Source organism: Microbacterium songi, from assembly GCF_042747925.1.
Lineage (GTDB): Bacteria > Actinomycetota > Actinomycetes > Actinomycetales > Microbacteriaceae > Microbacterium.
In genome coordinates this window covers 300973-324851 of sequence record NZ_JBHZIE010000001.1, presented here as the reverse complement: position 1 = coordinate 324851, position 23879 = coordinate 300973, and the positions used below count along the sequence as shown (strand labels likewise).

The 23879-nt window shown below is 69.2% G+C and carries 26 protein-coding genes; 12 read left to right on the top strand and 14 right to left on the bottom strand.

What is annotated here, in order from left to right; translation table 11 throughout:
• Window positions 1-67 precede the first annotated feature (67 nt).
• Both ACFM35_RS01700 and ACFM35_RS01695 read left to right on the top strand, forming a co-directional pair.
• On the top strand, window positions 68-1726 hold the full coding sequence (locus ACFM35_RS01700; RefSeq protein WP_378837556.1) for a sensor histidine kinase: 1659 nt from the start codon (window positions 68-70) through the stop codon (window positions 1724-1726).
• Entirely contained in the window at window positions 1723-2367 is a 645-nt protein-coding gene (locus ACFM35_RS01695) for a response regulator (protein WP_378837554.1), read from the top strand. The genes ACFM35_RS01700 and ACFM35_RS01695 overlap by 4 nt, the downstream gene beginning before the upstream one ends.
• A gap of 96 nt (window positions 2368-2463) precedes the next feature.
• Here the strand turns inward: ACFM35_RS01695 and ACFM35_RS01690 are convergent, their stop codons facing one another.
• Window positions 2464-2823 carry a hypothetical protein gene (locus ACFM35_RS01690; RefSeq protein WP_378837551.1) on the bottom strand — a complete coding sequence of 120 codons (360 nt, stop codon included), beginning with the start codon at window positions 2821-2823 and terminating at the stop codon, window positions 2464-2466.
• A 218-nt stretch (window positions 2824-3041) separates the two neighbouring features.
• Between ACFM35_RS01690 and ACFM35_RS01685 the strand changes: the two genes are divergently transcribed.
• Window positions 3042-4334, top strand: coding sequence for an APC family permease (locus tag ACFM35_RS01685; RefSeq protein WP_378837549.1), 1293 nt, complete (start codon window positions 3042-3044; stop codon window positions 4332-4334).
• A 134-nt stretch (window positions 4335-4468) separates the two neighbouring features.
• Complete coding sequence (locus tag ACFM35_RS01680) at window positions 4469-4747, top strand: hypothetical protein (protein WP_378837547.1); 279 nt, start codon at window positions 4469-4471, stop codon at window positions 4745-4747.
• Between the two features lie 133 nt (window positions 4748-4880).
• Here the strand turns inward: ACFM35_RS01680 and ACFM35_RS01675 are convergent, their stop codons facing one another.
• From ACFM35_RS01675 to ACFM35_RS01665, 3 genes are read right to left on the bottom strand one after another with little or no spacing between them, the layout of a single operon-like run.
• The gene (locus ACFM35_RS01675; RefSeq protein WP_378837544.1) at window positions 4881-5285 is read right to left on the bottom strand and encodes an arsenate reductase ArsC; all 405 of its coding nucleotides are present in this window, start codon (window positions 5283-5285) and stop codon (window positions 4881-4883) included.
• Window positions 5282-5854, bottom strand: coding sequence for a GNAT family N-acetyltransferase (locus ACFM35_RS01670; protein ID WP_378837542.1), 573 nt, complete (start codon window positions 5852-5854; stop codon window positions 5282-5284). The genes ACFM35_RS01675 and ACFM35_RS01670 overlap by 4 nt, the downstream gene beginning before the upstream one ends.
• Window positions 5842-7155, bottom strand: a complete 1314-nt coding sequence (locus ACFM35_RS01665) for an NAD(P)-binding domain-containing protein (RefSeq protein ID WP_378837540.1) — start codon at window positions 7153-7155, stop codon at window positions 5842-5844. The genes ACFM35_RS01670 and ACFM35_RS01665 overlap by 13 nt, the downstream gene beginning before the upstream one ends.
• Before the next feature lie 86 nt (window positions 7156-7241).
• Here ACFM35_RS01665 and ACFM35_RS01660 point away from each other — a divergent pair, with 86 nt between their 5' ends.
• From ACFM35_RS01660 to ACFM35_RS01650, 3 genes are all read left to right on the top strand, one after another.
• On the top strand, window positions 7242-7592 hold the full coding sequence (locus ACFM35_RS01660; protein WP_378837537.1) for an ArsR/SmtB family transcription factor: 351 nt from the start codon (window positions 7242-7244) through the stop codon (window positions 7590-7592).
• The gene (locus tag ACFM35_RS01655) at window positions 7589-8296 is read left to right on the top strand and encodes an aquaporin (protein ID WP_378837534.1); all 708 of its coding nucleotides are present in this window, start codon (window positions 7589-7591) and stop codon (window positions 8294-8296) included. Before ACFM35_RS01660 ends, ACFM35_RS01655 begins: the two co-directional genes overlap by 4 nt.
• Window positions 8297-8358: 62 nt before the next feature.
• On the top strand, window positions 8359-8937 hold the full coding sequence (locus tag ACFM35_RS01650) for a Dps family protein (protein WP_378837532.1): 579 nt from the start codon (window positions 8359-8361) through the stop codon (window positions 8935-8937).
• A 24-nt stretch (window positions 8938-8961) separates the two neighbouring features.
• On the opposite strand, the gene ACFM35_RS01645 is transcribed toward ACFM35_RS01650, so the two are convergent.
• From ACFM35_RS01645 to ACFM35_RS01610, 8 genes are all read right to left on the bottom strand, one after another.
• Entirely contained in the window at window positions 8962-10062 is a 1101-nt protein-coding gene (locus ACFM35_RS01645) for a DNA glycosylase AlkZ-like family protein (RefSeq protein WP_378837530.1), read from the bottom strand.
• A gap of 40 nt (window positions 10063-10102) precedes the next feature.
• Window positions 10103-10621 carry a GNAT family N-acetyltransferase gene (locus ACFM35_RS01640; protein WP_378837528.1) on the bottom strand — a complete coding sequence of 173 codons (519 nt, stop codon included), beginning with the start codon at window positions 10619-10621 and terminating at the stop codon, window positions 10103-10105.
• A 48-nt stretch (window positions 10622-10669) separates the two neighbouring features.
• Window positions 10670-11413, bottom strand: coding sequence for an NUDIX hydrolase (locus ACFM35_RS01635; RefSeq protein ID WP_378837526.1), 744 nt, complete (start codon window positions 11411-11413; stop codon window positions 10670-10672).
• An 83-nt stretch (window positions 11414-11496) separates the two neighbouring features.
• Window positions 11497-12801, bottom strand: coding sequence for a M18 family aminopeptidase (locus tag ACFM35_RS01630; RefSeq protein WP_378837524.1), 1305 nt, complete (start codon window positions 12799-12801; stop codon window positions 11497-11499).
• Between the two features lie 375 nt (window positions 12802-13176).
• On the bottom strand, window positions 13177-14148 hold the full coding sequence (gene fdhD / locus ACFM35_RS01625; RefSeq protein ID WP_378837521.1) for a formate dehydrogenase accessory sulfurtransferase FdhD: 972 nt from the start codon (window positions 14146-14148) through the stop codon (window positions 13177-13179).
• 60 nt (window positions 14149-14208) lie between these two features.
• A complete protein-coding gene (gene moaA, locus ACFM35_RS01620) occupies window positions 14209-15297 on the bottom strand; it encodes a GTP 3',8-cyclase MoaA (RefSeq protein WP_378837519.1) in 1089 nt (362 codons plus the stop codon).
• Between the two features lie 125 nt (window positions 15298-15422).
• Window positions 15423-15788: a hypothetical protein gene (locus ACFM35_RS01615; RefSeq protein ID WP_378837517.1), complete on the bottom strand. Its 366-nt coding sequence runs from the start codon at window positions 15786-15788 to the stop codon at window positions 15423-15425.
• A 17-nt stretch (window positions 15789-15805) separates the two neighbouring features.
• Window positions 15806-16207, bottom strand: coding sequence for a PPOX class F420-dependent oxidoreductase (locus ACFM35_RS01610; RefSeq protein WP_378837515.1), 402 nt, complete (start codon window positions 16205-16207; stop codon window positions 15806-15808).
• Window positions 16208-16254: 47 nt separating this feature from the next.
• On the opposite strand from ACFM35_RS01610, the gene ACFM35_RS01605 reads away from it, so the two are divergent.
• Window positions 16255-17547: an FAD-dependent oxidoreductase gene (locus ACFM35_RS01605; protein WP_378837513.1), complete on the top strand. Its 1293-nt coding sequence runs from the start codon at window positions 16255-16257 to the stop codon at window positions 17545-17547.
• Window positions 17548-17657: 110 nt separating this feature from the next.
• Here ACFM35_RS01605 and ACFM35_RS01600 read toward each other — a convergent pair whose 3' ends face one another.
• Entirely contained in the window at window positions 17658-17882 is a 225-nt protein-coding gene (locus ACFM35_RS01600; protein ID WP_378837511.1) for a hypervirulence associated TUDOR domain-containing protein, read from the bottom strand.
• Between the two features lie 166 nt (window positions 17883-18048).
• Here ACFM35_RS01600 and ACFM35_RS01595 point away from each other — a divergent pair, with 166 nt between their 5' ends.
• The 3 genes from ACFM35_RS01595 to ACFM35_RS01585 all read left to right on the top strand — a co-directional run bounded on the left by ACFM35_RS01595 (window position 18049) and on the right by ACFM35_RS01585 (window position 21393).
• Window positions 18049-18624 carry a DUF2510 domain-containing protein gene (locus tag ACFM35_RS01595; protein WP_378837508.1) on the top strand — a complete coding sequence of 192 codons (576 nt, stop codon included), beginning with the start codon at window positions 18049-18051 and terminating at the stop codon, window positions 18622-18624.
• 161 nt (window positions 18625-18785) lie between these two features.
• Entirely contained in the window at window positions 18786-20297 is a 1512-nt protein-coding gene (locus ACFM35_RS01590; protein WP_378837506.1) for a SulP family inorganic anion transporter, read from the top strand.
• A 67-nt stretch (window positions 20298-20364) separates the two neighbouring features.
• Window positions 20365-21393, top strand: coding sequence for an LLM class flavin-dependent oxidoreductase (locus ACFM35_RS01585; RefSeq protein ID WP_378837504.1), 1029 nt, complete (start codon window positions 20365-20367; stop codon window positions 21391-21393).
• A gap of 16 nt (window positions 21394-21409) precedes the next feature.
• Here the strand turns inward: ACFM35_RS01585 and ACFM35_RS01580 are convergent, their stop codons facing one another.
• Window positions 21410-22819 carry an SDR family NAD(P)-dependent oxidoreductase gene (locus ACFM35_RS01580; RefSeq protein WP_378838616.1) on the bottom strand — a complete coding sequence of 470 codons (1410 nt, stop codon included), beginning with the start codon at window positions 22817-22819 and terminating at the stop codon, window positions 21410-21412.
• 227 nt (window positions 22820-23046) lie between these two features.
• Between ACFM35_RS01580 and ACFM35_RS01575 the strand changes: the two genes are divergently transcribed.
• Window positions 23047-23814: a hypothetical protein gene (locus ACFM35_RS01575; protein WP_378837501.1), complete on the top strand. Its 768-nt coding sequence runs from the start codon at window positions 23047-23049 to the stop codon at window positions 23812-23814.
• Window positions 23815-23879 lie beyond the last annotated feature (65 nt).

Below are 23879 nucleotides of genomic sequence, written 5' to 3'. Positions count from 1 at the left end.
CGGAATCGTAAGAACGGGCGTCACCCGCCTCTCGGCCTCTCGATACACTCCAACGACGGGAGGCCTCATGTTGGATCCGTCGAACGTACGTCGCGCCGCAGTCGAAGACGCCGCTCTCGCTGAACCGCGACTTCGCGACCTGCTCCGCGCGAACGCGGCCATCGTCGAGCGTCTGGACCTCGAGATCGTGCTCCGCCGCATCGTCGAGGCGGCGATGCGGTTGGTCGGTGCTCCATTCGGGGCGTTGGGTGTGCTCGCCCCTGATGGCACCCTGGAACGGTTCATCCACGTCGGCGTCGATGACGTGACGGCCCGCAAGATCGGCCGTCTGCCCACCGGGAAGGGCCTGCTCGGCGCGGTCATCACGGATGCCGCGCCGATCCGTGTCCGACATCTGGCTGAGGATCCCCGCTCCGCAGGCTTCCCGGCGCATCATCCGCCCATGGACGCCTTCCTCGGCGTCCCTCTGCGGGTGGGGGACGACGTCTACGGCAACCTCTACCTCACGTCCGGGCAGCGGGGACCGTTCAGCGCGGAGGATGAAGAGCTGGTCCTCGCGCTCGCGGCGACGGCGGGGATCGCGATCGAGAATGCCCGCCTGTACGACCTCGCGAGAACCCGAGAGATATGGAGCGTCACGACCGCGGACGTGATGGCCGCGATGCTGGAGGTCTCCGGCGAAGACGTGCTCAGCGTCATCACCGAGCGCGTCGGGGCGCTGCTCGAGGTCGACCTCGTCGTCGTCGTCGTCCCGCACGGCGTCGAGGACTTCCGAGTCACGACCGTTCACGGCGTCAGCGCCGGGCCTCTCCTCGGACGCGTCTTTCCCGCCGCCGGCACACTCGCCGCCCGCGCTCTGGCCACCCAGGGCGCCGCGAGCCTCCCGTGCGACGCCGATCGAGAGCCTGTGGGCTGGCATGTGTCGGGGCCGACTGTGGCGATCCCCCTCTACAGCGGCGGGGAGCCGCTCGGCGTCCTCACGATGGCTCGACGAACCGGAGCGTCCTCCTTCACGGAAGCGGAGTTGGGCATGGCATCTGCATTCGCAGATCAGGCCAGCGTCGCCATCGAGATCGTCCGCGCCCGAGAGGACCGCCGCCGCCTCGAAACGTCCCGAGATCGGAGCCGCATCGCGCGAGACCTCCACGACCATGTCATTCAGCGGCTCTTCGGCGCAGGCCTCTCGCTTCAGGCGTTGTCGACGGCGGCGGACGGCGAGACATCCGCCGCCCTCAACACGCAGGTCGATGCGATCGACGCGGCGATCAAGGACATCCGCACGGTCGTGTTCGCGCTCGGTGCGGGCGAGAGAGGCACGGAGAAGCTCACTCGCGACCGGCTGCTCGACGTCGTATCGGAAGGCTCCGCAGGTCTGTCGTCGACCCCCCGCATCACGTTCTCGGGACCCCTGGATTCCTTGGTGCCGTCATCGCTCGCCGATGAGCTGGTCGCGGTGCTGCGGGAATGCCTCACGAACATCGTCAGGCATGCCGATGCTCATCTCGTCGAGGTGGCCGCCGAAATCACTCTCGACGCCATCACGCTCACCGTCACCGACGACGGGTGCGGCATGACGGGCGCTGTGCGCATGAGCGGTCTGGCGAACATCACCGAACGGGCCGTCCTGCTCGGCGGAGAGTGCACGATCACCTCCGACGGCCTTTCCGGTACCCGCATCGAATGGTCTGTGCCCGTCGCGCGGGGCGACGAGTCAGGAGGACAATGATCAACGTCTTCCTGGTGGACGACCATGAAATCGTCCGTCGCGGCATCGCGCAGCTCATCGACGCGGAGCCGGACCTCACCGTCGTCGGCGAGGCGGGCACCTTCCGCGAGGCCCTGCGCCGGGTCGACGCAACCCTCCCCGATGTCGCCGTGCTCGACGTGCGCCTTCCCGACGGCGACGGAGTGAACCTCTGCCGCGACATCCGCTCCGCCCATCCGGAGATCGCGTGCCTCATTTTCACCGCGTACGACGACGACGACGCTCTGCGACTGGCCGTCCTGGCCGGTGCGAGCGGCTACGTGCTCAAGAACATCCGCAGCGGAGCACTCATCGCCGCCGTCCGACGCGCCGCCGGCGGAAGGACCATCCAATCCACCGAAGTGCTTCGGCGGGGCGCGACGATCATCCGTCCCGTCTCTCAGACGACTGGTCCACTCGTCTGCCCTGATCTCTCGATGAGGGAGAACCAGGTCCTCGATCTGATCACGGGCGGGCTCACGAATCGGGAGATCGGCGAGAGGCTCGGCCTCGCCGAGAAGACGGTGAAGAACTACGTGAGCGCACTCCTGGCCAAGCTGGGCATGGAACGTCGAACCCAGGCAGCGGTGTACGGATTCGAGCGAAAGCGGACGACACCCTGACCTCGAGACGGCCGTTCTCCACCCCCGAGTGCGAGCGCGGGTTCGGGAACGACCACTCGACGCGCCCGAGCCCCGTCTTGGCGCCCCGGCGACCCGTCAGCGAGTGTCCGTCGGCGGGTCGTCTGCATCGAAGTCGACTTCGTCGGCGAGGAGAGCCCGGTCTTGCGCCGAATCCTTCCGATCGCCCTTCGCGTGCGCCCGGTCCTGCGCGGCCGCGCGGCGCTCCCCGTGACCGGCGTAGTCTTCGCCGGTTTCCAGGAACGCGCGCAGATCTGCCGCTCGCGAGCGCTCATCGGCTGCCGCGTCGCGAGCGCCGGCGGCATCGTCTCGCTTCTCAGCGTCGCTCAGGACCTTGATGACCCGATCTGCTTTCGTCGCGGGGGCTCCACTGTCATCACCCGCGGGCGCCTTTTCCCGATCGCCCTCGGGTGACCCCGAACCGCCTGAATCGACCACGCTCACATCTAACACCCCATGGGTCCGCCGATCGACGGCTGCGTCTTCAGGCATCTCCGTGGGGTGATGGTCGACGAGCCCGCCTGCCGCGTCGGGCGGGTGATCCGGCACAGTGCGGTCGGGATGGATGCTGACACCGCGCGATCGTCGCTCCGCCACCAGACGAGGAATTTGGTCGACGACATGTCGATGTCACCACGGGGCACTATGGTCACGCCATGGTCACCGGTCCGGCAGATCCCCCCGCGCTCGCTCGCAGGTTGAGCCTGTCCGACGCCGTGATGATCGGTCTCGGGTCGATGATCGGGGCGGGAGTCTTCGCGGTCTTCGCTCCGGCCGCGCAGGTGGCCGGAGCGGGCCTCCTGATCGGGCTCGGACTCGCAGCCGTGGTCGCGTTCTGCAACGCGACCTCGTCCGCGCAACTCGCCGCTCAGTACCCCACGTCTGGAGGGACGTATGTGTTCGGGCGGGAGCGGCTGGGCGAGTGGCCCGGCTTCTTCGCCGGCTGGAGCTTCGTGGTCGGCAAGTCCGCGAGCTGTGCCGCGATGGCTCTGACGTTCGCCGCCTATGTGGTCCCCGGACCGCTGCAGAAGGCCGTCGCCGTCGTCGCCGTCATCGCGTTGGTGGGGATCAATCTGCTCGGCGTCACGCGGACGGCCGCACTCACGAAGATCCTCGTCAGCTGCGTCCTCGTCGTTCTCGTCGTCGTCATCGTGATTGCTGTGGGATCCGTCGCCGTCTCGGGCGCACGCGGGACGGCCGCGGGTGATGCGCCGACCGGTGGGTACGGCATCCTGCAATCCGCCGGGCTGCTGTTCTTCGCCTTCGCGGGATACGCGCGTATCGCGACGATGGGTGAAGAGGTGAGGAATCCGTCGGTGGTGATCCCCCGGGCGATCGTCATATCGCTGACGGGTGTCCTCGCCTTGTACGCGACGCTGGGGGTCCTGCTGCTGACCGGGCTCGGGCCGCAACGGCTGGCGAGTTCCGACGCACCGCTGATCACACTGGTGGTGCACGCCGGCGCGTCGTGGATGACCCCCGCGGTGCAGATCGCAGCCGCGCTCGCCGCACTCGGCGCGCTTCTGGCGCTGATCGCCGGAATCGGCCGGACAACCCTGGCAATGGCCCGCACAGGCGATCTCCCCCGGACGCTGGCGGCGATCGACCCCACATCCCAGGTACCGCGTCGCGCCGAGACGGTCCTCGCGGTCGCCGTGTGCGCACTCGTCGTCCTCGTCGACCTGCGGCAGGCGATCGGCTTCTCCTCCTTCGGCGTTCTGCTGTACTACTTCGTCGCCAATGTGGCCGCGTTCACGCAGGACCGACCGCACCGCCGATACCCACGCCCGCTTCCCCTCCTCGGGGCCGCGGGGTGTTTGATCCTCGTGGTCACCCTTCCCTGGCAGTCCATCGTGGGCGGGGCGGCAGTCGTAGGCGTCGGCATCCTCTACCGATTGATACGCCTCCGCCGTCGGCCACGTCGATCTCGCGTGATTCCTCGCGCGTGAGGCACCGTCGGCGAACTTTCCTGACGATCGCGCGGAATAGCAAGGGTGGGGACAATATCCGTGCGTCCTGGTTACCTCACGCAGTGGCTGCGCACACGCAGTCTCATCAACGTGATAACCAACAAGGACACATCATGACCAACACCACCGCGGACACCCGCGTCTCCCGCGTCTCCACCGAGACCAAAGCGGCTTTCAAGACGACGGAGTTCATCGTCTACATCGTCGTGCTCATCGCCATGTTCATCGCCTCCGCCGTCGTGGACAGCAACGAGGACGGTCAGGGCTTCGGCGCCGAGCAGGTCTGGCTCTACGCCACCCTGTTGACCATCGGATACATGATCAGCCGCGGCTTGGCCAAGTCCGGCAGCCGCGAGCACTACGACCGCGACGAGGCCAGCGCCCGCCGCTGACCCTCGCACCGGAACGTCATGGACGCTTCGGACCACGGAGATCGACGATGGCCCTCTGCGACGCAGGGGGCCATCGTCCTTCCCAGGGAGCGCGGGGATCATCCGTCCGCCGTCGTAACGGCGGTCGGAGCGGCTATGCCGTCCGGAGCTCCGCCAGCAACGCCTCGACCCGCCCGCGGATCTCGTCGCGGATCGGACGGACCGCTTCGATGCCCTGGCCGGCGGGATCGTCCAGCTCCCAGTCCTCGTAGCGCTTGCCGGGGAAGATCGGGCAGGCATCCCCGCACCCCATCGTGATCACGACATCGGATTCGCGGACCGCGTCCACTGTCAGCACCTTCGGCGTGTGACCTTCGATATCGATGCCTTCCTCGGCCATGGCCTGGACGGCTACCGGATTGATGGAGTCCTTCGGCGCAGATCCGGCGGAAAGGACCTCCACATCATCTCCGGCGAGCTCCCTCAGGTAGCCGGCGGCCATCTGGGAGCGCCCGGCATTGTGGACGCAGACGAACAGGACAGTGGGTTTCGTGCTCATGAGGGTCTCGCCATCTCTTGGTGGTCATCTGAATCAACGCGGGTCTCGACGTCTGCCGGGTTCGTGGCGCGGCGCCGCTCGATCAGCAGCGTGTCCCGCCAGCTTCCGGCATGCGGACCAGCGCCCGCCCGGGCGATCCGCTCCCGCCGTCCGACCACGCGGAAGCCGTTCTTCTCGTGCAGCCTTCGACTGGCGGTGTTCTCGGGAAAGATGCTCGACTGGATCGTCCAGAAGCCTGCCGCGTCAGCCGCCGTGATGAATGCCTGCAGCAGCGACGTGGCGACACCCGCCCGCCGCGCCTCCGCATCGACGTACACCGAGTGCTCGATCACGCCGCGGTACGCCGCGCGGGAGGAGACGGCGGATGCCGCGACCCAGCCGACGACCGCCCCGTCCGCATCGACCGCCACGAAACGCAGACCGGTCAGCTTTCCTGCGTCGAAGGACTCCCATACCGGGGTGACCACTTCGAAGGTGGCCTCCCCCTCGAGCATGCCCTGCGCGTAGATCCTCTCGACGGCCGGCCAGTCGGATGCGTACATCGCGCGGATCTCCGTCACGCGCAGCATCCGTCCCCGGCGCCGTCCGTGGAGCACACGCCCGTCGCGGGCAGCACGAGTTCGACCGCTGAAGCCGACCCCATGTCGCCCGCGAGCCACGCTGTCACGGATCGCACCTGCTCATAGCCCGTCGCGAGCAGGAACGTGGGCGCCCTCCCATAGGACTTCATTCCGACGATGAAGAACCCCGGCTCGGGGTGCGAGAGCTCACGGAAGCCGTGCGGTTCGACGGTGCCGCACGAGTGCACGTTGGGGTCGATGAGCGGGGCGAGTCGCTTCGGCGCCTCGACGATGTCGTCGAGATCGAGGCGGACTTCCCGGAGCATCTCGAGATTCGGGCGGAAGCCCGTGGCGTTCACCACCACATCGGTGGCGTGGGTGACGAGTTCGCCGCGCCGGTGCCCCACGAGCTCAGCGGCCCGTGCCCTCCGGTGCGCCCGGATGATCTCGAATCCATCGACGACGACGATATCGCCGCGCCCGACCGCACGATCGACCCGGTCTCCGAGATGAGCGCGACCGATCAGCTCGTCGTCCGAAGAAGACGAGACACGCACCGCGTGCGAGGTGCGAATGAGCCAGGTCACCGTCGTCCCCGCCTCCTCGCGGGCGAGCGTGACGAGGGCGAGCAGTGTATTCGCGGCGGAATGACCGGCACCGACAACGGTGACCCTTCTGCCGGCGAACCGCGCGCGGTCGCGTCCGAGCACGTCGGGCAGCGCCGGCGACACGAGGTCGGCGATCTCCGTCGCCCCGATCAGCTCGAGTCCGCTCGATGACAGCGGGTTCGGCGATCGGTAGGTGCCTGACGCATCGATCACCGCTCGAGCGAGGACGTCCTCGATCCGGCCGTCCGCCGCACGGATGCGCACCGCGAATGGCGTGGTGGCCCGAAACTTCGTCCGCGTGCGGTCCATTCCGTCACGGGACACCGCCAGCACCTCCACCCCTGCACGGATGCGAGAGGCGATCCCCTCGCACCCCGCGAGCGGCGCGAGATAGTCGGCGACGAGCTCCGCGCCGGTCGGCGCGCGTTCGGGCTCAGACAGACTCCAGCCCACCGTCTCCAGCAGGCGGCGCGAGGCAGGATCGACCAGGTGCTTCCACGGGGAGAAGAGCCGGGTGTGACCCCAGGCGCTCACGCTGGCCGCGGCATCCGGCCCGGCTTCGAAGACGACGAACTCGATGTTCCGCTCGAGCAGATGCGCCGCGGCCGACAGGCCTATCGGTCCGGCCCCGATGATGACCACCGGCAGCGTCGACAGCACGGGCGTCTGCACGACACGGGGCGTCAGATCGATCAAGGTCACGGCAGCCTCCTGCGATATCGATCACCGTCGATATCCGATTGTCCCCGCATCTATCGACGCTTGTCAATATCGACTATCGTCGATGTATGACGACCATGATCGAGGTGACGGACGTCTCGGCCGCGACCTGCCGCACACCGCTCGTGCGCGAGCCGTTGACGGCCGCCGAAGCGGCCGATCTCGCGTCCACGATGAAGGCCCTGGCCGATCCCACCCGCCTGCGCCTCCTGTCCATCGTCGCCGCATCCGAACACGCGGAAGCCTGCGTCTGCGACCTCATCGAGCCGGTCGGGCTCAGCCAGCCGACGGTCTCGCACCACCTCAAGATCCTGACGGCGGCGGGCTTCCTGAGTCGCAGCAAGCGCGGCACGTGGGCGTACTTCACGCTCGTACCGGGTGCGCTGGATCGCGTGTCTCAGCTCCTCGTCGCTCCGTGATCAGCACGGTCAGATCCGCCACCGGCGAACTGCTGGGGAGCGCCGGATTGGCGGCGGTCGTCGTGGGCTCGGGCATCGCCGCGCAGCGACTCTCCCCCGCCGACACGGGTCTTCAGCTCCTCGAGAACGCGCTCGCCACCGCGCTGGGACTGGGAGTGCTGATCCTGGTCTTCTCCCCTGTCTCGGGGGCGCACTTCAATCCTGTCGTCACCGTCGTCGACATCGTGCTGCACCGTCGCCCGTGGTCCGTCGCGGCCGTTTACCTGCCGGTCCAGGTCATCGGATGCATCGCCGGGGCTGTGCTCGCGAACCTCATGTTCGCCGTTCCGGCGGTGGACTGGAGCACGACGGACAGATCGGGCCCGCACCTGCTGCTGTCGGAGACGATCGCCACGGCGGGCCTCATCGTCGTCGTGTTCGCTCTGGCTCGTTCCGGGCGGTCCCACCTCGCGGCACCCGCCGTCGGCGCCTACATCGGCGCGGCGTACTTCTTCACGTCTTCGACGAGCTTCGCGAATCCTGCCATCACCGTCGGCCGCATGTTCACCGACACCTTCTCGGGCATCGCTCCTGCCTCGGCGGCGCCGTTCATCGCCGCTCAGCTCGTCGGGGCAGCGATCGGCTGGGGGCTGGTGCGTCTGCTGTTCCCGGTACGGGCTCCCACCTCGGCCGGTGACCGGGCCGGTGCCCGCCGACGCGGCTAGCATCACCGGCAGCCTCATGCAATCCCGGCGACGGTGCCGGGCCTCCCCCGTACCGTCGAGGTATGGCAACGACAACTGCAACCAAACCGGCCGCGTCCAAGACCCCGAGCGCTGCGGCGAAGAACAAGCGGCGCCCCGCCCGCGGCGCCGGTCTGACCGATGAGCAGAACGCCGAAAGCGGCTTCTTCGCGTCGGCCGAGCTGAGCGAGAACATGCAGAAAGTGCTCGTCGACCTCATCGAGCTGGCCTCGCAGGGCAAGCAGGCGCACTGGAACGTGGTCGGGAAGAACTTCCGCGACACACATCGACAGCTCGACGAGATCATCGAGGAAGCCCGCGAGTTCAGCGACACGATCGCCGAGCGGATGCGGGCGCTGCACGCCCTTCCCGACGGGCGCAGCGACACCGTGGCCGAGACCACCACGCTCCCCGAGTTCCCGCAGGGCGAGATCGACACGAGCGAGGTCATCGACCTCGTGACCGAGCGCCTCGAGGCGACCATCTCGACCTGCCGTGAGGTTCACGACGACATCGACGACGAGGACCCCACGAGCGCAGACATCCTGCACGCGATCCTCGAGAAGCTCGAGCAGTTCGCGTGGATGGTCAGCGCCGAGAACCGGGTACCCGGCGCCCGCTGATCGCGATGTGGACGTCGTCGCGGCTCAGGTGCCGTCGGCGACGTCCACTCCCAGCCACTGCGCGAGCTCATCGATCTCGGCGCGGACCATCTCGTGCTCTTCAGGGGCGAACGGCTCGAACTCGTGGACGGCGTTGATGCGCAGCATCCCCCGTTCCGCTGTTCTGTCGACCTCGGCGTCCAGCATGCCGACGAAGCGATCGCCCATCAGAATGGGATGTGCGAAGTACCCGAAGCGGCGCTGGGACCGAGGCTTGAACTGCTCGAGCACATAGCTGAATCCGAAGAGCTCCTCGAGACGCGGCCGATCGAAGAGCATGCCGTCGTACGGGTTGAGGAAGGCGATGCGTCCGCCCGCATCGTCGTCGAGGGCCGCGAGTGCCGCCGGGTCGACACGGTAGCGGCGACTCGAGCCCGCAATCGTGGCGGGGACCCCGGCGTCGCCCACGGGCGTCCACGGTGATCGTTGCTTCGCGATGCCGGCCGCCTCGAGCCGGCGCTCGTCCAGGAGGCGGGCCGCGTCGTCTTCGCCGTACTGTGGAAGATCTCGGGGGTAGACGCGCTCGGCGAGGTCCCACCGGCGCTGCCGCCCCTCGCGACCTACGATCGCGACGCGGCCCTGCCGAAGCAGGAAGTCCAGCATGTGGGGCACCTGGTTCGATCCCGACCATCCGTCGGGTGCACGGCTGACCTGCGAGGTGTCGGGGATGCCGGAGGCGAGCATCGGACCCTCCGCGCGCAGCCTTGCGAGCACGTCCCGCCGAAACCGGTCGTTCGCCACGAGCCACTGACGCGTGCTGTCGCGGCGCGGCCAGTGCCGCATCGCCGGCAGCATGAGCGGAAGCAGGCTGATCGGACGGAAAGCGCCGTCGAACTCGAACAGCAGCCGGTCCATCTCGACAGCCTTCACGAGCTGACCCGCCTCGTACGACCAGCCGATGCGCGACCACAGGATGGTGTGCTCGCTGGGGGCGATCGTCTTCGTCGGGTCGATCTTGATCGCGCCGATCTGCTCAGCGACCTCGACGACGTCGCCCGGGCGCTCGGCATCAAGCAGCTGCGCACGCACGGCTATGCGCCGCGCCTGGTCTCGCGTGAGCTGCACGGCCGTCGGCTTGGTCACCACGTCCCGAGGGTAGCGCGGGCCACGGACGGCGCCTCGATCGTCAGTCGCGGGCGCCCGTTCGGCCGGCCAGCGCCGCCAACTCGTCGCCGACGAGACGCTGTGTGGTCCACTCCGTCATCGCCACCGCTCCGATCGAACGGTAGAAGCCGATGGCCGGCGCGTTCCAGTCGAGCACGGTCCACTCGAGACGCGAATACCCGCGCTCGATGCACACCTCGGCGAGCGACGCGATGAGCGCCTTTCCGTATCCCCGCCCCCGATGCTCCTCGGCGATGTGGAGATCCTCGAGCCAGATCCCGTGCCTGCCCGTCCACGTCGAGTACGTCAGGAACCACAGCGCGATACCCAGGATCTCGCCGTCGCTTCCCGCGACGACGTGCGCAAAAGCCCGCGGCGCCTCTCCGAAAAGTGTCTGCGTCAGCGCCCCCACGGTGTTCTCCACCGCATCGGGCTCGCGCTCATAGTCGGCAAGCGCCTGGATACCCGCGAGGATACCCGGCTCATCGCCCGGACGCGCTTCGCGCAGGACGGCACCGTCGGGGAAGTTGTGGATGGCCATGGTTCGAGCGTAGCGATCGTGACGGGCGCGGCATCCGGTGGTCGGTCGTCAGCGGATCTCGGGCACGTCGTCCGACGGCACGACGATCGGCAATTCGCGCGCATCGTCCCACGGCTCGGTCCACCCCAGGCGATCGAACAGCCCGTCGAGCAGCATCCCGGTGAAGCCCCATACGAGGTACTCGCCGTCGTCGTGCGCCACGACGAACCCCGGCCCGCGCCATTCCTGACCATCGCGGCGCATGATGGTGACGCCGCGGCGGGCGGGATCGAGCAGGTCCGCCACGGGCACGCGGAACACGTCGGCGGATTCGGCGGTGTCGACCACGCGGATCGGGGACGGATGCCGCCACCACCCGATCACGGGGGTGACCACGTGTCGCGAGTAGGCCAGGGGTACTTCCGGCAGGATTCCGAGCACGTCCACGCCGGCGGGGTCGAGGCCCGTCTCCTCCCATGCCTCCCGCAGGGCGGCGTCGATCGGTCCTGCGTCGCCGGGATCGACGCGTCCGCCGGGGAACGCGATCTGCCCGGCGTGCGCGCGCAACGTCGTCGCGCGTGCCAGCAGCAGCACGTCGAGGTCGCGCGGGACGGCCGTCGAAGGGCTTTTGCTCGGGCGCTCGTCCATCACCCCGAACAGCATGAGCACGGCCGCCGGACGCGCGTCGGCGCTGGTCGGCAGGTCGGCGATCGAGACCAGTCCGCGGCTGTCGCTCCGCGTGCCTTCGTGCATCGACGCTGCGAGAGCCGCGAGCTGATCCCGAGCACTCTGCGAGGCGTCACGAACGGGCATGCTTTCAGGCTACGCCGCTCGCGCGGGTTCGATTCCGCACGGCCCCGGGCACAGCGTCCGCCCCCGCCCGGCGCCCGTCCGACTCAGCCGCGGAAGAAGACCTCCGCCACCCGCGCCAGGTCGTAGAGATCGCTGACGCCGGCGAGCTCGCGCGCCGAGTGCATCGACAGGATCGGGATGCCGACATCGACCGTGCGGATACCGAGCCGTGTCGCGGTGATCGGGCCGATCGTCGAGCCGCACGGCACGGCGTTGTTCGACACGAACTCCTGGCTGACGATGCCGGCCTGGGCGCACCAACCGTTCCATGCGGCCGCGCCGCCGGCGTCGGTGGCGTAGCGCTGATTGGCGTTGATCTTGAGGATGGGCCCCGAGCCGAGGATGGGGCGGACGACCGGATCGTGACGCTCGGGGTAGTTGGGATGCACCGAGTGTCCGACATCGCTGGAGAGACACCAGGAGGCTGCCATCGATCGCATCTGCTGCTCGCGGTCGGCTCCGAGAGTGAGCCAGATGCGCTCCTGGACGTCCGAGAGGAACGGTCCCGCGGCGCCGCTGCGGGTCGCGGAGCCGACCTCCTCGTGATCGAAGACCGCGAGCATCGCGATGTGGTCGGCGTCGAAACCGTCAGCGGCGCGCTCGAGCGCGACCACGCCGGCGTGCACCGATGCGAGGTCGTCGAGCCTGCCGGACGCGAAGAACACGTCATCCTTGCCGAACACCTGCCCGCGCGAGGAGTCCGCCGTGATGATGTCGAAGCCGCGGATGCGCGCCGCATCGACGTCGGCGCTGCGGGCGAGTTCGCCGAGGATGTCGGCGGATGCCGCGTCCCCCAGGCCCCACACCGGCTGGGTGTGCGCCTGCTTGTCCAGTGTCAGACGATCGTTCTGCTCACGATCGAGGTGGATGGCGAGCTGGGGCAGCCGCAGCAGCGGTCCTGTCGCCGCCAGGACCGAGGTGCCGTCGTCGAGCACCAGACGTCCGGCCAGTGTCAGCTCCCGGTCGAGCCACGAGTTGAGAAGCGGGCCACCGTAGATCTCCACACCGGCCTGCAACCAGCCGAGCCTCCCGGTGGTCGGCTGAGGTTTGAGCACGAAGCCCGGCGAATCGCTGTGCGCCCCGAAGATGCGCGTACTCGTCGCGGCGGTGGCTGTCGCCGGCACGACCCAGGCGATCACCGCCCCGTCGCGGAGCACGAGGAAACGTCCCGGCTTTCCGTCCTTCGTGCCGGTCGCGTCGGGCCAGGCGGCGCGCTCGTCGAGTGCAGTGAACCCGGCGTCGATCATGCGCCCTGCGACGGTGGCCGCAGCATGGTAGCTCGAAGGCGAGGCCGCGACGAAGTCGGCGAGGTCTTCGGCGTGGGCACGGGCGGTCGAGGGTGTCGGCATGCGGGCTTTCTGGGTTGCGGGGCGTTGGTTTTCGGGGGCCGTGGTTGTTCGGGGCGCATGGCGGTGCGGGGTGCTGCGGTGCGGGTGTGTGAAGGGGCTGTGCCGGTTGCTGTGGTTCGATCGTAGTTCGGGAGGTGCACCGGCTCGGCAAAGGACCATTCGTCCTGGAATCCCCACCGGGAGGTCGGGCGCCGATCCCCCTCCGATCGCGGTCACCTGTGCGGTGGGCGTGGGATCCTCCGCCGATGGATCGTCCGGGGTCGCGCCGCACGGCATCTTCCGGCGGCGCAACGGCGGCCGGTCTCGGGCGACTGGCCTGGGTCGACTGAGATCGGGGAGGCAGGTCTAGGGCGAGCGCACCAGCGCGTCAGCGCATCAGCGCATCGACGCGACCTGGGAAACGTCGGCGACCTCTTCGGCCGCAGCAGGCGGCGCGTCGAGCGTGATGCGGTCGGCACGGGAGTACACGTTCATCGACTCACCGCGGAGGAAGCCGACGAGCGTGAGCCCCGAAGCATCCGCCAACTCCACCGCCAACGAGGACGGAGCAGACACCGCCGCGAGGATCGGTATTCCGGCCATCACCGCTTTCTGCACCAGTTCGAAACTCGCGCGACCCGACACCTGCAGCACCGTGCCGGTCAACGGCAGGCGATCCGCGAGCACAGCCCACCCGATCACCTTGTCGACGGCGTTGTGGCGGCCGACATCCTCCCGGAGGACGAGCAGTTCACCTGTCGCCGCGTCGAACAGCGCCGCCGCATGAAGGCCACCCGTCTTGTCGAAGACCGCCTGTCGAGCGCGCAGCTCGTCGGGGAACCGGGTCAGCGCGCGCGCCGACAGGGTCGAGGCATCCGTCGCCACGTCATACGACGAGACCGTCTCGACCGCATCGATCGACGCCTTCCCGCACATGCCGCACGAACTCGTCGTGTAGAAGTTGCGCGTGAGGTCGGGCGACGGCAGCGCCACATCGGGAGCGAGGCTCATATCCAGCACGTTGTAGGTGTTGCCCGGATCCGTCGACGCCGAACCGGGCGCGCCCCGTCCGATGCTCAGCAGCCCGGCCGACCCCGCGCTCCCGAGACCGCCCTGCCCGCCCGTGCCGGGCCCGCCGCAGTGGATGGCCGACCGGAACTGGTCACCACGAGAGATCACACCCTCCGAGACGAGGAATCCCGCCGCGAGCTCGACGTCGTTCCCGGGCGTCCGCATCGTGATCGCCAAGGGGGTTCCCCCCACCCGGATCTCGAGCGGCTCCTCCACCGCGAGCGTGTCGGAACGACGGACCGCACCGCCCGCGAGGGTGATCTTCACGACCGGTCTGCGTACGGTGATGCGCCCCATCGCGCCATGCTAACCCGGCCTGCACCGCCAGGCTCGATCAGCTCCCGGTCGATCGCCGACTCAGCCGCCGATCGCGTTCATCCCACGCGCCGGCTGGAGGAACGACGGATCGTTGATCGCGTGACCCGGCAGTTTGCCTCGCACGCAGGATCGCAGCATCCGATCGATCTCGGCGTCCGGTGCGCCCGCCCGCAACAGGGGCAGCAGGTCGTACTCCGTTGTGGAGAACAGGCAGTTGCGCAACTGACCATCGGCCGTCAGGCGCATGCGGTCGCAGTTGCCGCAGAACGGAGCCGTGACCGAAGCGATCACGCCGACCGTCGCGGGTGGCCCACCGGCCGGCACACCGGCACCCTCGAGCACGAAGCGCTCCGCAGGAGCACCACCCCGCCCGGGCACGGGAGTCAGCGTCCACCGTGCGCCGAGGGTCTCGAGGATCTCCTCACGCGTCACCATCTCCGCCCGACTCCACGTGTGTCCGGCATCGAGCGGCATCTGCTCGATGAATCGCAGCTCGGCACCGTGTCCGATCGCGAACGCGACCAGGTCCACCAATTCGTCGTCGTTGACACCCCGCATCGCGACGGCGTTCAGCTTGAGTGGGCGCAACCCGGATGCCGCCGCCGCAGCGATCCCCTCGAGCACGTCGTCCAGGCGATCCCTGCGCGTCAGATCGCGGAAACGATCGCGGTCGATGGTGTCGATCGAGATGTTGACGCGATGCAAACCGGCATCGATCAATGCCGGCAGCATCTCGCGCAGCCGGATGCCGTTCGTGGTCATCGCCAGCTGCACCGGCCCGGCGGGGCTCTCGATCGCCGCGAGGCGACGGACGACGTCGACGATGTCGGTCCGCAGCAGCGGCTCGCCACCGGTCAGTCGGAACGTGGTGACTCCCGCAGCGGCGGCGACGCGGGCGATCCGCTCGATCTCGTCGAGCGTCAGGATGCTCTGCCGCGCCAGCCACTCGTTGCCCTGCTCGGGCATGCAATACGTGCAGCGCAGCGAACAGCGGTCGGTGAGCGAGATGCGGAGGTCACGATGCACCCGCCCGTGCGTATCGATCAAAGGACCGGATGCCTCGACCTCAGCCTCGTCCGCACCATGCATCGGTCGCCGAGGAGCGAGCGTGAGGGGAACGGCGACCATGGTCCGAGGCTACCCGCGAGATCACGCGGTCGGGTCCGCCTCGGCGGACGTCCGGGCTTTTCCCTGCCGCACTCGGCGTCATGGGGGGAAGGGGCAGCGGCACGGGGCAGCCCGTGCGGGCGCGCTCAGTCCGGCGGGCGCCACACCGGGCGGCGCTCCGCCCGGACGACGTCCGGTCGCGGCGGCGCGGACTCGTCGGTCGACAGGCGACTCTCCTCGAGGTTCGCGTATCTGTCATGCGCATCGCGCACGTCGGAGCGCCGACTGAAGATCGGTTCTGCTTCGTCGAAGAGCAGCACCGGAACGTCGTCGTCGGCACTCGGGGCCGCGCGCGCACTCGCCGCCACAACCACCGTGCCGGGCTCGAGCCCCAGCATCCGGGCGAGGCCCTCCGGCAGCACGACCGAGCTCGATTCACCTGCCGCCGGCCGGAGCGAGGCCGCGGCATCCCACACCGGTGTCCCCGGCCGGATCACGCGCACGTCGGACACGCTGGCGACCTGCCGACCTACTGCTTGGTGGACCGCTCGATCGACATGACCAGGATGACGCGGTCGGCCTTGTCGGGCGGCGGAGTCTCGCTGGGATTGCCGTACCGGTTCTGCAGGCGCACGTAGAACGCGCCCTCGGGGTCGGGCTCGATGTCGACGAGCGAGCCCGCCACCTCGAGGTACCGGAACACATTCTCGGGATCGATGATCGACAGCGCCATCGACGGGTTGTGCTGCAGATTCCGGTACTTCTGGCGCTTCGTCGTATGGGTGAAACGGACGTGCTCGCCGTCGAACTCGAACCACATCGGTGTCACCTGGACGGTGTCGTCGGGACGGACGGTGCCGAGGTGTCCGTACAGCGGACCCTCGAGTAGATGGCGGTATTCGCGGGGGATGATGTCATCGACGGTCGGCATGACCCCAGTCTGCCGGATGCGTCCGCCGCACGCCTAGGCTCGATCAGGTGGAGCAGCACGACGTGATCGTCATCGGCGCGGGCCTCGCGGGACTGCGCTGCGCGACACGTCTCGCGCAGGAGGGGCTCGACGTCGTCGTGCTCGAAGCGGCCGACGTCGTCGGTGGACGCGAGCGCACGGACGACGTCGACGGCTTCCGCCTCGACCTCGGGTTCCACGTGCTGAACCCGGCCTACCCCGCGGTGCGGCGCTGGGTCGATGTCGATGCTCTCCGGATGCGGCGCTTCCCCGTCGGGGTGCGCGTTCGTCGCGAGCAGGGCGGGCGCGGCTCCGGTCACGGCGTGGGCGTTCTCGGACATCCCCTCCGTCACCCGTCGCTGATCCTTCCGACGCTGCGCAGCGGTCTCGTCTCACCCGCCGATCTGACAGCCGTGACCCGATGGGCTGTCCCGGTGCTGCTCAGTCCCCGGCGCGTGATCGACGGGCAGGACGAGACGCTGCGCGAGGGCTGGGACCGTGCGGGCCTGACCGGGTCGCTCCGCGCCGAGGTGCTCGAACCGTTCCTCGCGGGCGTGATCGCGGACGACACCGGCACGACCTCCGACGTTTTCGTGAAACTCCTCGTGCGCATGTTCGCGCTCGGCCGCCCCGGCCTTCCCGCGCGCGGCATCGGCGCCCTGCCCGTGCAGCTCGCCGCCGCCGCGACGGACGCCGGTGCCGACATCCGCCTCCGCCAGACGGTCACCGCCCTCACCCGTCGCGCAACGCACACCGAGGTGCACGTCGCGCACGCCGACACGGTCAGGGCGCGCGCCGCGGTCGTCGCAGTCGGACCGGGCGTCGTCGCCGACCTCGTCGACATCCCCGCGCCGGTGACGAAGGGTCTGCAGACCTGGTGGTTCGACGCGGATGCCGGAGCCGCAGCATCCGCTCTCATCAGTGTCGACGGTCGCCGCGCGGGCCCCATCGTGAACACCGCGGTGATGTCGCGCACGCTCCCGTCGTACGCACCGGCGGGCCGGGACCTCGTGCAGGCGACGTGCCTGCTCCCCCGGGCTGCCCGGACAGACGCACGCGCCGCGCCGCGCGAGGCGGACGTCCGTCGACAGCTCGGCGAGATCTGGGGCACGGATGCCGCGACCTGGCGACTCATCCGCCGCGACGACATCCACGACGCCCTCCCCGCCCAGACCGCACCGCTCCGGACCACGAGCGCGGCGCGCATCGACGACCGGATCTACGTGGCCGGCGACCACCGCGACACCGCGTCGATCCAGGGTGCGCTCGTCTCAGGCGAACGGATCGCGCGCGCGGTGCGCGCGGACCTCCGCGGGGACTGACGCCGGACACGGGCGTCACCGGACGCCCGCGTCAGCGGCGGTCGGTGCTGTGCCCGCGAGCGTGACACGACTCCGGAGCTCACACGTCGGCTCACCGCGTCGCGGGCACGCTACTTCTTCGCCCGCGGCTTCAGCTTGCGGAGAGCACCGCCCTTGTGTGCGGCTTCGGCGTCGGTCTTCTCCGAGCGCACGATGTACGCGGGGTCATCGTTCGATGCGGTGAAGTGCTGCCCCGCGAATTCGAAGTCCTTCGTGTGCGTCTTGACGACTTCACCCTGGGTCCGTCCCTGCGGCGTGCTCCAGCTGACGCGGTCGCCTTTTTCGAGCTTCGACATCGACTCACCCTTCCCGTTGTGGACCCACGGTAGGTGTGATCCGTCATGACTCTCGAGGGGTTGCGCGGAAAAGCGCCGCACGGTAGCGGCAGGGCACGCGACCATGCCGCTGCGGCACCCCGCCCACGCCCGGATGCCGGCCGCCCGCGCGGACTACTCTCGACCCATGGTCACGGCAGAGGCGGGCTGGTACGACGACGGCACCGGCAGGCATCGGTGGTGGGACGGCACGCGTTGGACGGACCAGTTCGTCGACTTCACCGATCCCGAGGTCGTGCTCCACACCGACAGCCGGCCGCTGGGACCCACCACCGGAACGTCCGGGTGGTTCGACGACGGACGTGGGCGGTCGCGATTCTTCGATGGCCGCCAATGGACCTCTCAGACGCGGTTCAGCCCCGAGGCGCGTGAATGCGCGGGCATCGTGGTCGACGGGCGCTGGATCCACTGCGGCGAGGCCAGCCTGCCGGTCAAGGACGTCGTCGCCGCTCTCTCCCCCGTCGACGCGATCCGCCGGCGCCCGGCGCTCCGCGACGCGGTGATCCGCAAGAGCCTGCTCGGCCCCGGAGGCACGCTGTCGGGCCGAGCTTTCGGCAGGCTCGACGGACGGATACCGGCCGTCTCGATCGAAGGCCCGCAGCAACTCTGGGTGAGTCCGGTGCGGCCGGGCGACGAGGCCGCAGCCTCAGCGTTCGTGGTCTGGGCCAATGCGTCGGCCGAGCATTACCGCTACCGGGAGTGAGCCCGCCCGCCGTCGTCACGGACGGTCGGACCCCCGGTGGTCGTTGTACGCGACGGTAGAATAGAGAGGTTCGCCATCTCCCGTGCGACCCACCGCCTCTTCTCTTCCCGCGTGCGCCCGCTCGTCTCGCCGAGCCGCGCGCGCACCGTCTGGAGACATCCATGACCGCCGGATCCCCCGCAGTCGAGCGCGCCGCTCGCACCCGCATCGAGCCGACGGTGCTGCAGGCGTTCCGCAGCCCTCGGCTGCTCACGCGCGAGGTGCTGGCCGGTCTGGTGGTCGCGATCGCCCTGATACCCGAGGCGATCGCCTTCTCGATCATCGCCGGGGTCGACCCCCGTGTGGGGCTCTTCTCGTCGTTCGTCATGGCCGTCGTCATCTCGTTCACCGGCGGTCGGCCGGCGATGATCACCGCGGCCACGGGCGCCGTCGCCCTGGTGCTCGCGCCCATCGCGCGCGAGCACGGCGTCGACTATCTCATCGCGACCGTGCTGCTGGCGGGCGTGATCCAGATCGTCCTGGCCGTCCTCGGCGTCGCCAGGCTCATGCGCTTCATCCCACGCAGCGTCATGGTGGGGTTCGTCAACGCGCTGGCCATCCTGATCTTCATCTCGCAGGTGCCGCAGCTCGTCGGTGTGCCGTGGGCGGTCTACCCCATCGTCGTGGCCGGGCTCGCCATCCTCCTCTTCTGGCCACGCCTGACCCGCGCCGTGCCTGCGCCGCTCGTCGCGATCGTTCTGCTCACCGGCGCGGTCGTCGTGCTGGGAATCGCGGTGCCGACCGTGGGCGACCAGGGCGCACTGCCCGAGAGCCTGCCCGCGCTGCTCCTGCCGAGCGTCCCGTTCACCTGGGCGACGATTCAGCTCATCGCCCCTTACGCACTCGCCGTCGCGGTCGTCGGCCTGCTCGAGTCGCTGATGACGGCCAAGCTCGTCGACGACATCACCGAGACCCGCTCCGCCAAGACGCGTGAAGCATGGGGGCAGGGTGTCGCGAACATCGCCTCCGGCTTGTTCGGCGGCATGGGCGGCTGCGCGATGATCGGCCAGACGATGATCAACGTCAAGGCCTCGGGAGCGCGCACGCGCATCTCGACGTTCCTGGCCGGGGTGTTCCTGCTGATCCTCGTCGTCGCGCTCGGCGACGTGGTCGCCGTCATCCCGATGGCGGCTCTGGTGGCCGTGATGATCCTGGTCTCGGTCGCGACGTTCGACTGGCACAGCATCCGCCCGTCGACGCTCCGCCGCATGCCGATCGGAGAGACGGCCGTGATGGTCGTGACCGTCGTGTTCACCGTGTGGACCCACAATCTCGCCATCGGGGTCGTGGTCGGCGTGATCGCCGCGATGGTGATCTTCGCCCGCCGTGTCGCCCACTTCACGACGGTGACGCGGTCGCTCGACGGCGACATCGCCCGCTACGACGTCGTCGGTGCGCTGTTCTTCGCCTCGAGCAACGACCTCACGACCCAGTTCGAGTACGCCATCGACCCGCCGCACGTCGTCATCGACCTCTCGCGGTCGCACGTGTGGGACGCCTCGACCGTCGCCGCCCTCGACGCGATCGTCACGAAGTACCGGCAGCACGGCGTCGCCGTCGAGCTGACGGGCATGAACGATGCGACGACGGCCTTCCACGGGCGCCTGACCGGAGGTGTCGGCGGCGGGCACTGACCCTTCCGCTCGGAAGGCTTCCTCCATTCACCGGAATGGATGCCGCATCCGCACTGTTGCACTCGGCATGCAACGTTTCGGAACCCTCTCCTTCGGACACTACGGACCCCTCGGGGGCGGACGACAGCTCACCGCGGGCGACTCCCTCCACCAGGCGATCGACCTGGCTCAGGGAATGGACGATCTCGGTGTCGACGGTGCGTACTTCCGCGTCCATCACTTCGCCCGGCAGCAGGCCTCTCCCATGCCGCTGCTCGCGGCCATCGCGGCGCGCACGCAGCGCATCGAAGTCGGCACCGGCGTCATCGACATGCGCTACGAGAACCCGCTGTACCTCGCCGAAGAGGCGGCGGCGGTCGATCTCATCAGCGATGGCCGACTCGCCCTCGGCGTGAGCCGCGGGTCACCCGAGTCCGTCCTCAACGGCTACGAGACGTTCGGGTACACCGGATCGAAAGACCCTCGCGGCGCGGACCTCGCGCGTGAGCACTTCGAACTGTTCCTGCGCGCGATCGAGGGCGAAGGACTCGCCGAGCGCGACCCGATGAGCCCGTTCGGTGCCGGGTCGGGGCTGCAGCGCATCGAACCACAGTCCCCCGGTCTGCGCTCGCGCATCTGGTGGGGCGCCGGCAACCGCGAATCGGCCGAGTGGGCGGGCCGCATGGGCGTGAACCTCATGTCGTCGACCCTGCTGACCTCCGCCGACGGCCGCCCGTTCGACATCCTTCAGGCGGAGCAGATCGACGCGTTCCGCGCCGCCTGGCGCGAAGCCGGACATGCGGGTGAGCCCCGCACCTCCGTCAGCCGCAGCATCTTCCCGATCACGACCGCCGAGGAACACGCGTACTTCGGCGGACGGCAGGACGGGGATCAGATCGGCATCATCGACGGCATGCGCTCGACCTTCGGGAAGACGTACGCAGCGACGCCGGACGTGCTCGTCGAGCAGCTCCTCGATGACGCCGCCATCCGCACGGCCGACACGCTCATGCTGACCATCCCGAGTCAGCTCGGCGTGGAGTTCAACCTCCGCATCGTCGAGTCGTTCGCGAAGTACGTGGCGCCCGCGCTCGGCTGGGTCGGCACGAAGGTCTGAGCGGCGCGCGCCCGGCTCACCATGCGCCGGGCGCGTAGTCCTTCAGGAAGACACCGAACACGTCTTCGCCCGCCTCGCCGCGGACGATCGGGTCATACACCCGCGCAGCGCCGTCGACGAGGTCGAGCGGGGCGTGGAAGCCCTCTTCGGCGAGCCTGACTTTCGTGTAGTGGGGCCGCTCGTCGGTGATCCACCCGGTGTCGACCGCCGTCATCAGGATGCGGTCGGTCTCGAACATCTCACGGGCACTGGTGCGGGTGAGCATATTCAGGGCGGCTTTCGCCATGTTCGTGTGCGGATGCCCCGGCCCCTTGTAGCCGCGGCCGAAGACGCCCTCCATCGCAGACACGTTCACGACGTACGTGCGCCGCGCAGTCGAGGCCGCCATCGCCGGGCGGAGGCGGGAGACGAGCAGGAACGGCGCCGTCATGTTCGCCAGCTGCACCTCGAGCATCTCCAGGGGCTCGACCTGGTCGACGTTCTGCGTCCAGCTGTTGATGTGGTGCTCGTCGGGAACCAGACCACCCGCGTCGATGGCCGTTCCTGCGGCGAGCCGCTCGAGCGACGACGAACCCGCCGCCATCGCTTCGGCGGTGAGCTCGTCGGCGGTACGCGCGGCGGCGGCCAGGATCGGGTGGCTCGAGACCGACTGGGCGAGCGCCATCGGATGCGCGTCGTTCGTGTGCCCGAAAGTCAGCAGCTCGGGCAGCGGACCCGTGGGCAGGGGGGCGAGCTCCGCATCGACGAGGGGCTTGTAGGCTCCGGCCGAACGTCGCACCGTCTGCGCGGCGTTGTTGATGAGGATGTCGAGGGGGCCGTCGGATGCCACGGCATCGGCGAGCGCGATGACCTGTGCCGGGTCTCGGAGATCGATGCCGACGATCTTGAGCCGATGGATCCACTCGCCGGAGTCCGGCAGGGCGGTGAACCGCCGCACCGCGTCGCGCGGGAATCGCGTCGTGATCGTCGTGTGGGCACCGTCTCGCAGCAGCCGCAATGCGATGTACATCCCGATCTTGGCGCGCCCGCCGGTGAGCAGTGCGCGCTTGCCGGTGAGATCGGTGCGCGCGTCGCGCTTCTCGTGACTCATCGCCGCGCACTCGGAGCACAACTGGTGGTAGAACGCGTCGACGAGCGTGTACGGCTTCTTGCAGATGTAGCACGCGCGAGGCTTCAGGAGCTCGCCCGCGGTGGGCGTGCGGGTGCGCGTGGCGAGCGGGATGCCGCGCGTCTCGTCGTCGATACGGTCGGGCGCACCCGTGGCCGTGGCGGCGACGACGGCGCGGTCCGCGTCGGCGATCCGCGCGCGCTTGGCGAGCCGGCCGAGCTTCTTGACGTCTTTGTACATCTTCCCCGTGGCACGTCGGAGGGCGATGTAGTCGGGGTCCTCCGCGTCGAGCTCTGACACCGCGTCGAGGACGCGCAGAGCCGTCGCGAGCTCTTCCGGGGTGAAGGGAGCCGGAGCGGGGGGTGCCGTCGCCTCGGAGTCGCGGGGGGCTGAGGGATCGGAGGGCACACGGGATTCTATCCGAGCACGTCGGTGTGTACCTGAGCGCGGGTCGACCTCGGATTCGAGCGTCCAGGCGCCCGCACGTCCGGGCGTACCGGCTTCAGCGGCCGGGCACCGGCTGCTCGATGGCGCACACTGGGGTCATGGTTTCGGATGCCGACGCGCGGGAGCTGGCGGCACTGCGAGCGCGGGCGTACGGTCCGACGGCCGACATCGATGCAGACCCCTCGGCGCAGACACGTCTCCGTGCCCTCGAGGACGCGCGCAGGCAGGCAGCAGAAGACCCGCCGATCGGGGCTCTGAGTCCCGACCAGGACCCCGTCGACGGAGAGGTCCCCGTCCTGTCTCGCCCCGGAGCGAGCCCCTCCGCGGAGCCGATCCTCGCCGAGACGGCTGACATCGCGACGAGCCAGGACGAGGCATCCGCCCCCTCCGGCTCTCATCGACGCGGCCGAAGGGTGTCGCTCGCGGTCGCCGTCGTCGCCGCGGTGCTGGTGGCGTTCGGAGCCGGCCAGGTCGTGGAGCAGGCCACGCGCCCGCAGACGGCGGGGTGGCACACGGACCTCGCCGCTGTTCCGCCCCGTGTGGCCGAGAGCTACGAGCGCGTGACCGAGACGCGGCGGGACTGGGATGCGGATTCGCTGTACTTCGTCGGATCGGTGGACGCCCGATTCGTCTGGCTCGGCACCATGCAGGACGGCGAGACGACATGCGTCATCGTCGACGCCGACTCGCAGGCGTCCGACGGGTTCTCCGGGCTGGCGTGCGGGCCCACGTCCGATGTCGAGAAGACCTCGATCGGCTACGCGACGGTCAGCACCGAGAGCGGAACGAAGATCGACCAGTACTCGGTGGACTTCCGCGCGGGAGATGCCCCCGTCCTGCTCTACTCCCAGACCACCCCGCAGTGAGGTGCTGACCGTGCGGTTGGCGCCCCCGCACCGGTGATCGTTCGACGGCGAAACACGTCGTGGCG

Bases quoted from the DNA above. Each gene is read 5' to 3' on its own strand.
- ACFM35_RS01635 (WP_378837526.1), bottom strand. From the start codon at position 11,413: ATGCCCGTTCGTGACGCCTCGCAGAGTGCTCGGGATCAGCTCGCGGCT.
- ACFM35_RS01585 (WP_378837504.1), top strand. From the start codon at position 20,365: ATGCAACGTTTCGGAACCCTCTCCTTCGGACACTACGGACCCCTCGGG.
- ACFM35_RS01670 (WP_378837542.1), bottom strand. From the start codon at position 5,854: ATGCTGCGCGTGACGGAGATCCGCGCGATGTACGCATCCGACTGGCCG.
- moaA (WP_378837519.1), bottom strand. From the start codon at position 15,297: ATGGTCGCCGTTCCCCTCACGCTCGCTCCTCGGCGACCGATGCATGGT.
- ACFM35_RS01630 (WP_378837524.1), bottom strand. From the start codon at position 12,801: ATGCCGACACCCTCGACCGCCCGTGCCCACGCCGAAGACCTCGCCGAC.
- ACFM35_RS01650 (WP_378837532.1), top strand. From the start codon at position 8,359: ATGGCAACGACAACTGCAACCAAACCGGCCGCGTCCAAGACCCCGAGC.
- ACFM35_RS01640 (WP_378837528.1), bottom strand. From the start codon at position 10,621: ATGGCCATCCACAACTTCCCCGACGGTGCCGTCCTGCGCGAAGCGCGT.
- ACFM35_RS01590 (WP_378837506.1), top strand. From the start codon at position 18,786: ATGACCGCCGGATCCCCCGCAGTCGAGCGCGCCGCTCGCACCCGCATC.
- fdhD (WP_378837521.1), bottom strand. From the start codon at position 14,148: ATGGGGCGCATCACCGTACGCAGACCGGTCGTGAAGATCACCCTCGCG.
- ACFM35_RS01675 (WP_378837544.1), bottom strand. From the start codon at position 5,285: ATGAGCACGAAACCCACTGTCCTGTTCGTCTGCGTCCACAATGCCGGG.
- ACFM35_RS01695 (WP_378837554.1), top strand. From the start codon at position 1,723: ATGATCAACGTCTTCCTGGTGGACGACCATGAAATCGTCCGTCGCGGC.
- ACFM35_RS01680 (WP_378837547.1), top strand. From the start codon at position 4,469: ATGACCAACACCACCGCGGACACCCGCGTCTCCCGCGTCTCCACCGAG.
- ACFM35_RS01575 (WP_378837501.1), top strand. From the start codon at position 23,047: ATGGTTTCGGATGCCGACGCGCGGGAGCTGGCGGCACTGCGAGCGCGG.
- ACFM35_RS01610 (WP_378837515.1), bottom strand. From the start codon at position 16,207: ATGCCGACCGTCGATGACATCATCCCCCGCGAATACCGCCATCTACTC.
- ACFM35_RS01660 (WP_378837537.1), top strand. From the start codon at position 7,242: ATGACGACCATGATCGAGGTGACGGACGTCTCGGCCGCGACCTGCCGC.
- ACFM35_RS01600 (WP_378837511.1), bottom strand. From the start codon at position 17,882: ATGTCGAAGCTCGAAAAAGGCGACCGCGTCAGCTGGAGCACGCCGCAG.
- ACFM35_RS01685 (WP_378837549.1), top strand. From the start codon at position 3,042: ATGGTCACCGGTCCGGCAGATCCCCCCGCGCTCGCTCGCAGGTTGAGC.
- ACFM35_RS01700 (WP_378837556.1), top strand. From the start codon at position 68: ATGTTGGATCCGTCGAACGTACGTCGCGCCGCAGTCGAAGACGCCGCT.
- ACFM35_RS01595 (WP_378837508.1), top strand. From the start codon at position 18,049: ATGGTCACGGCAGAGGCGGGCTGGTACGACGACGGCACCGGCAGGCAT.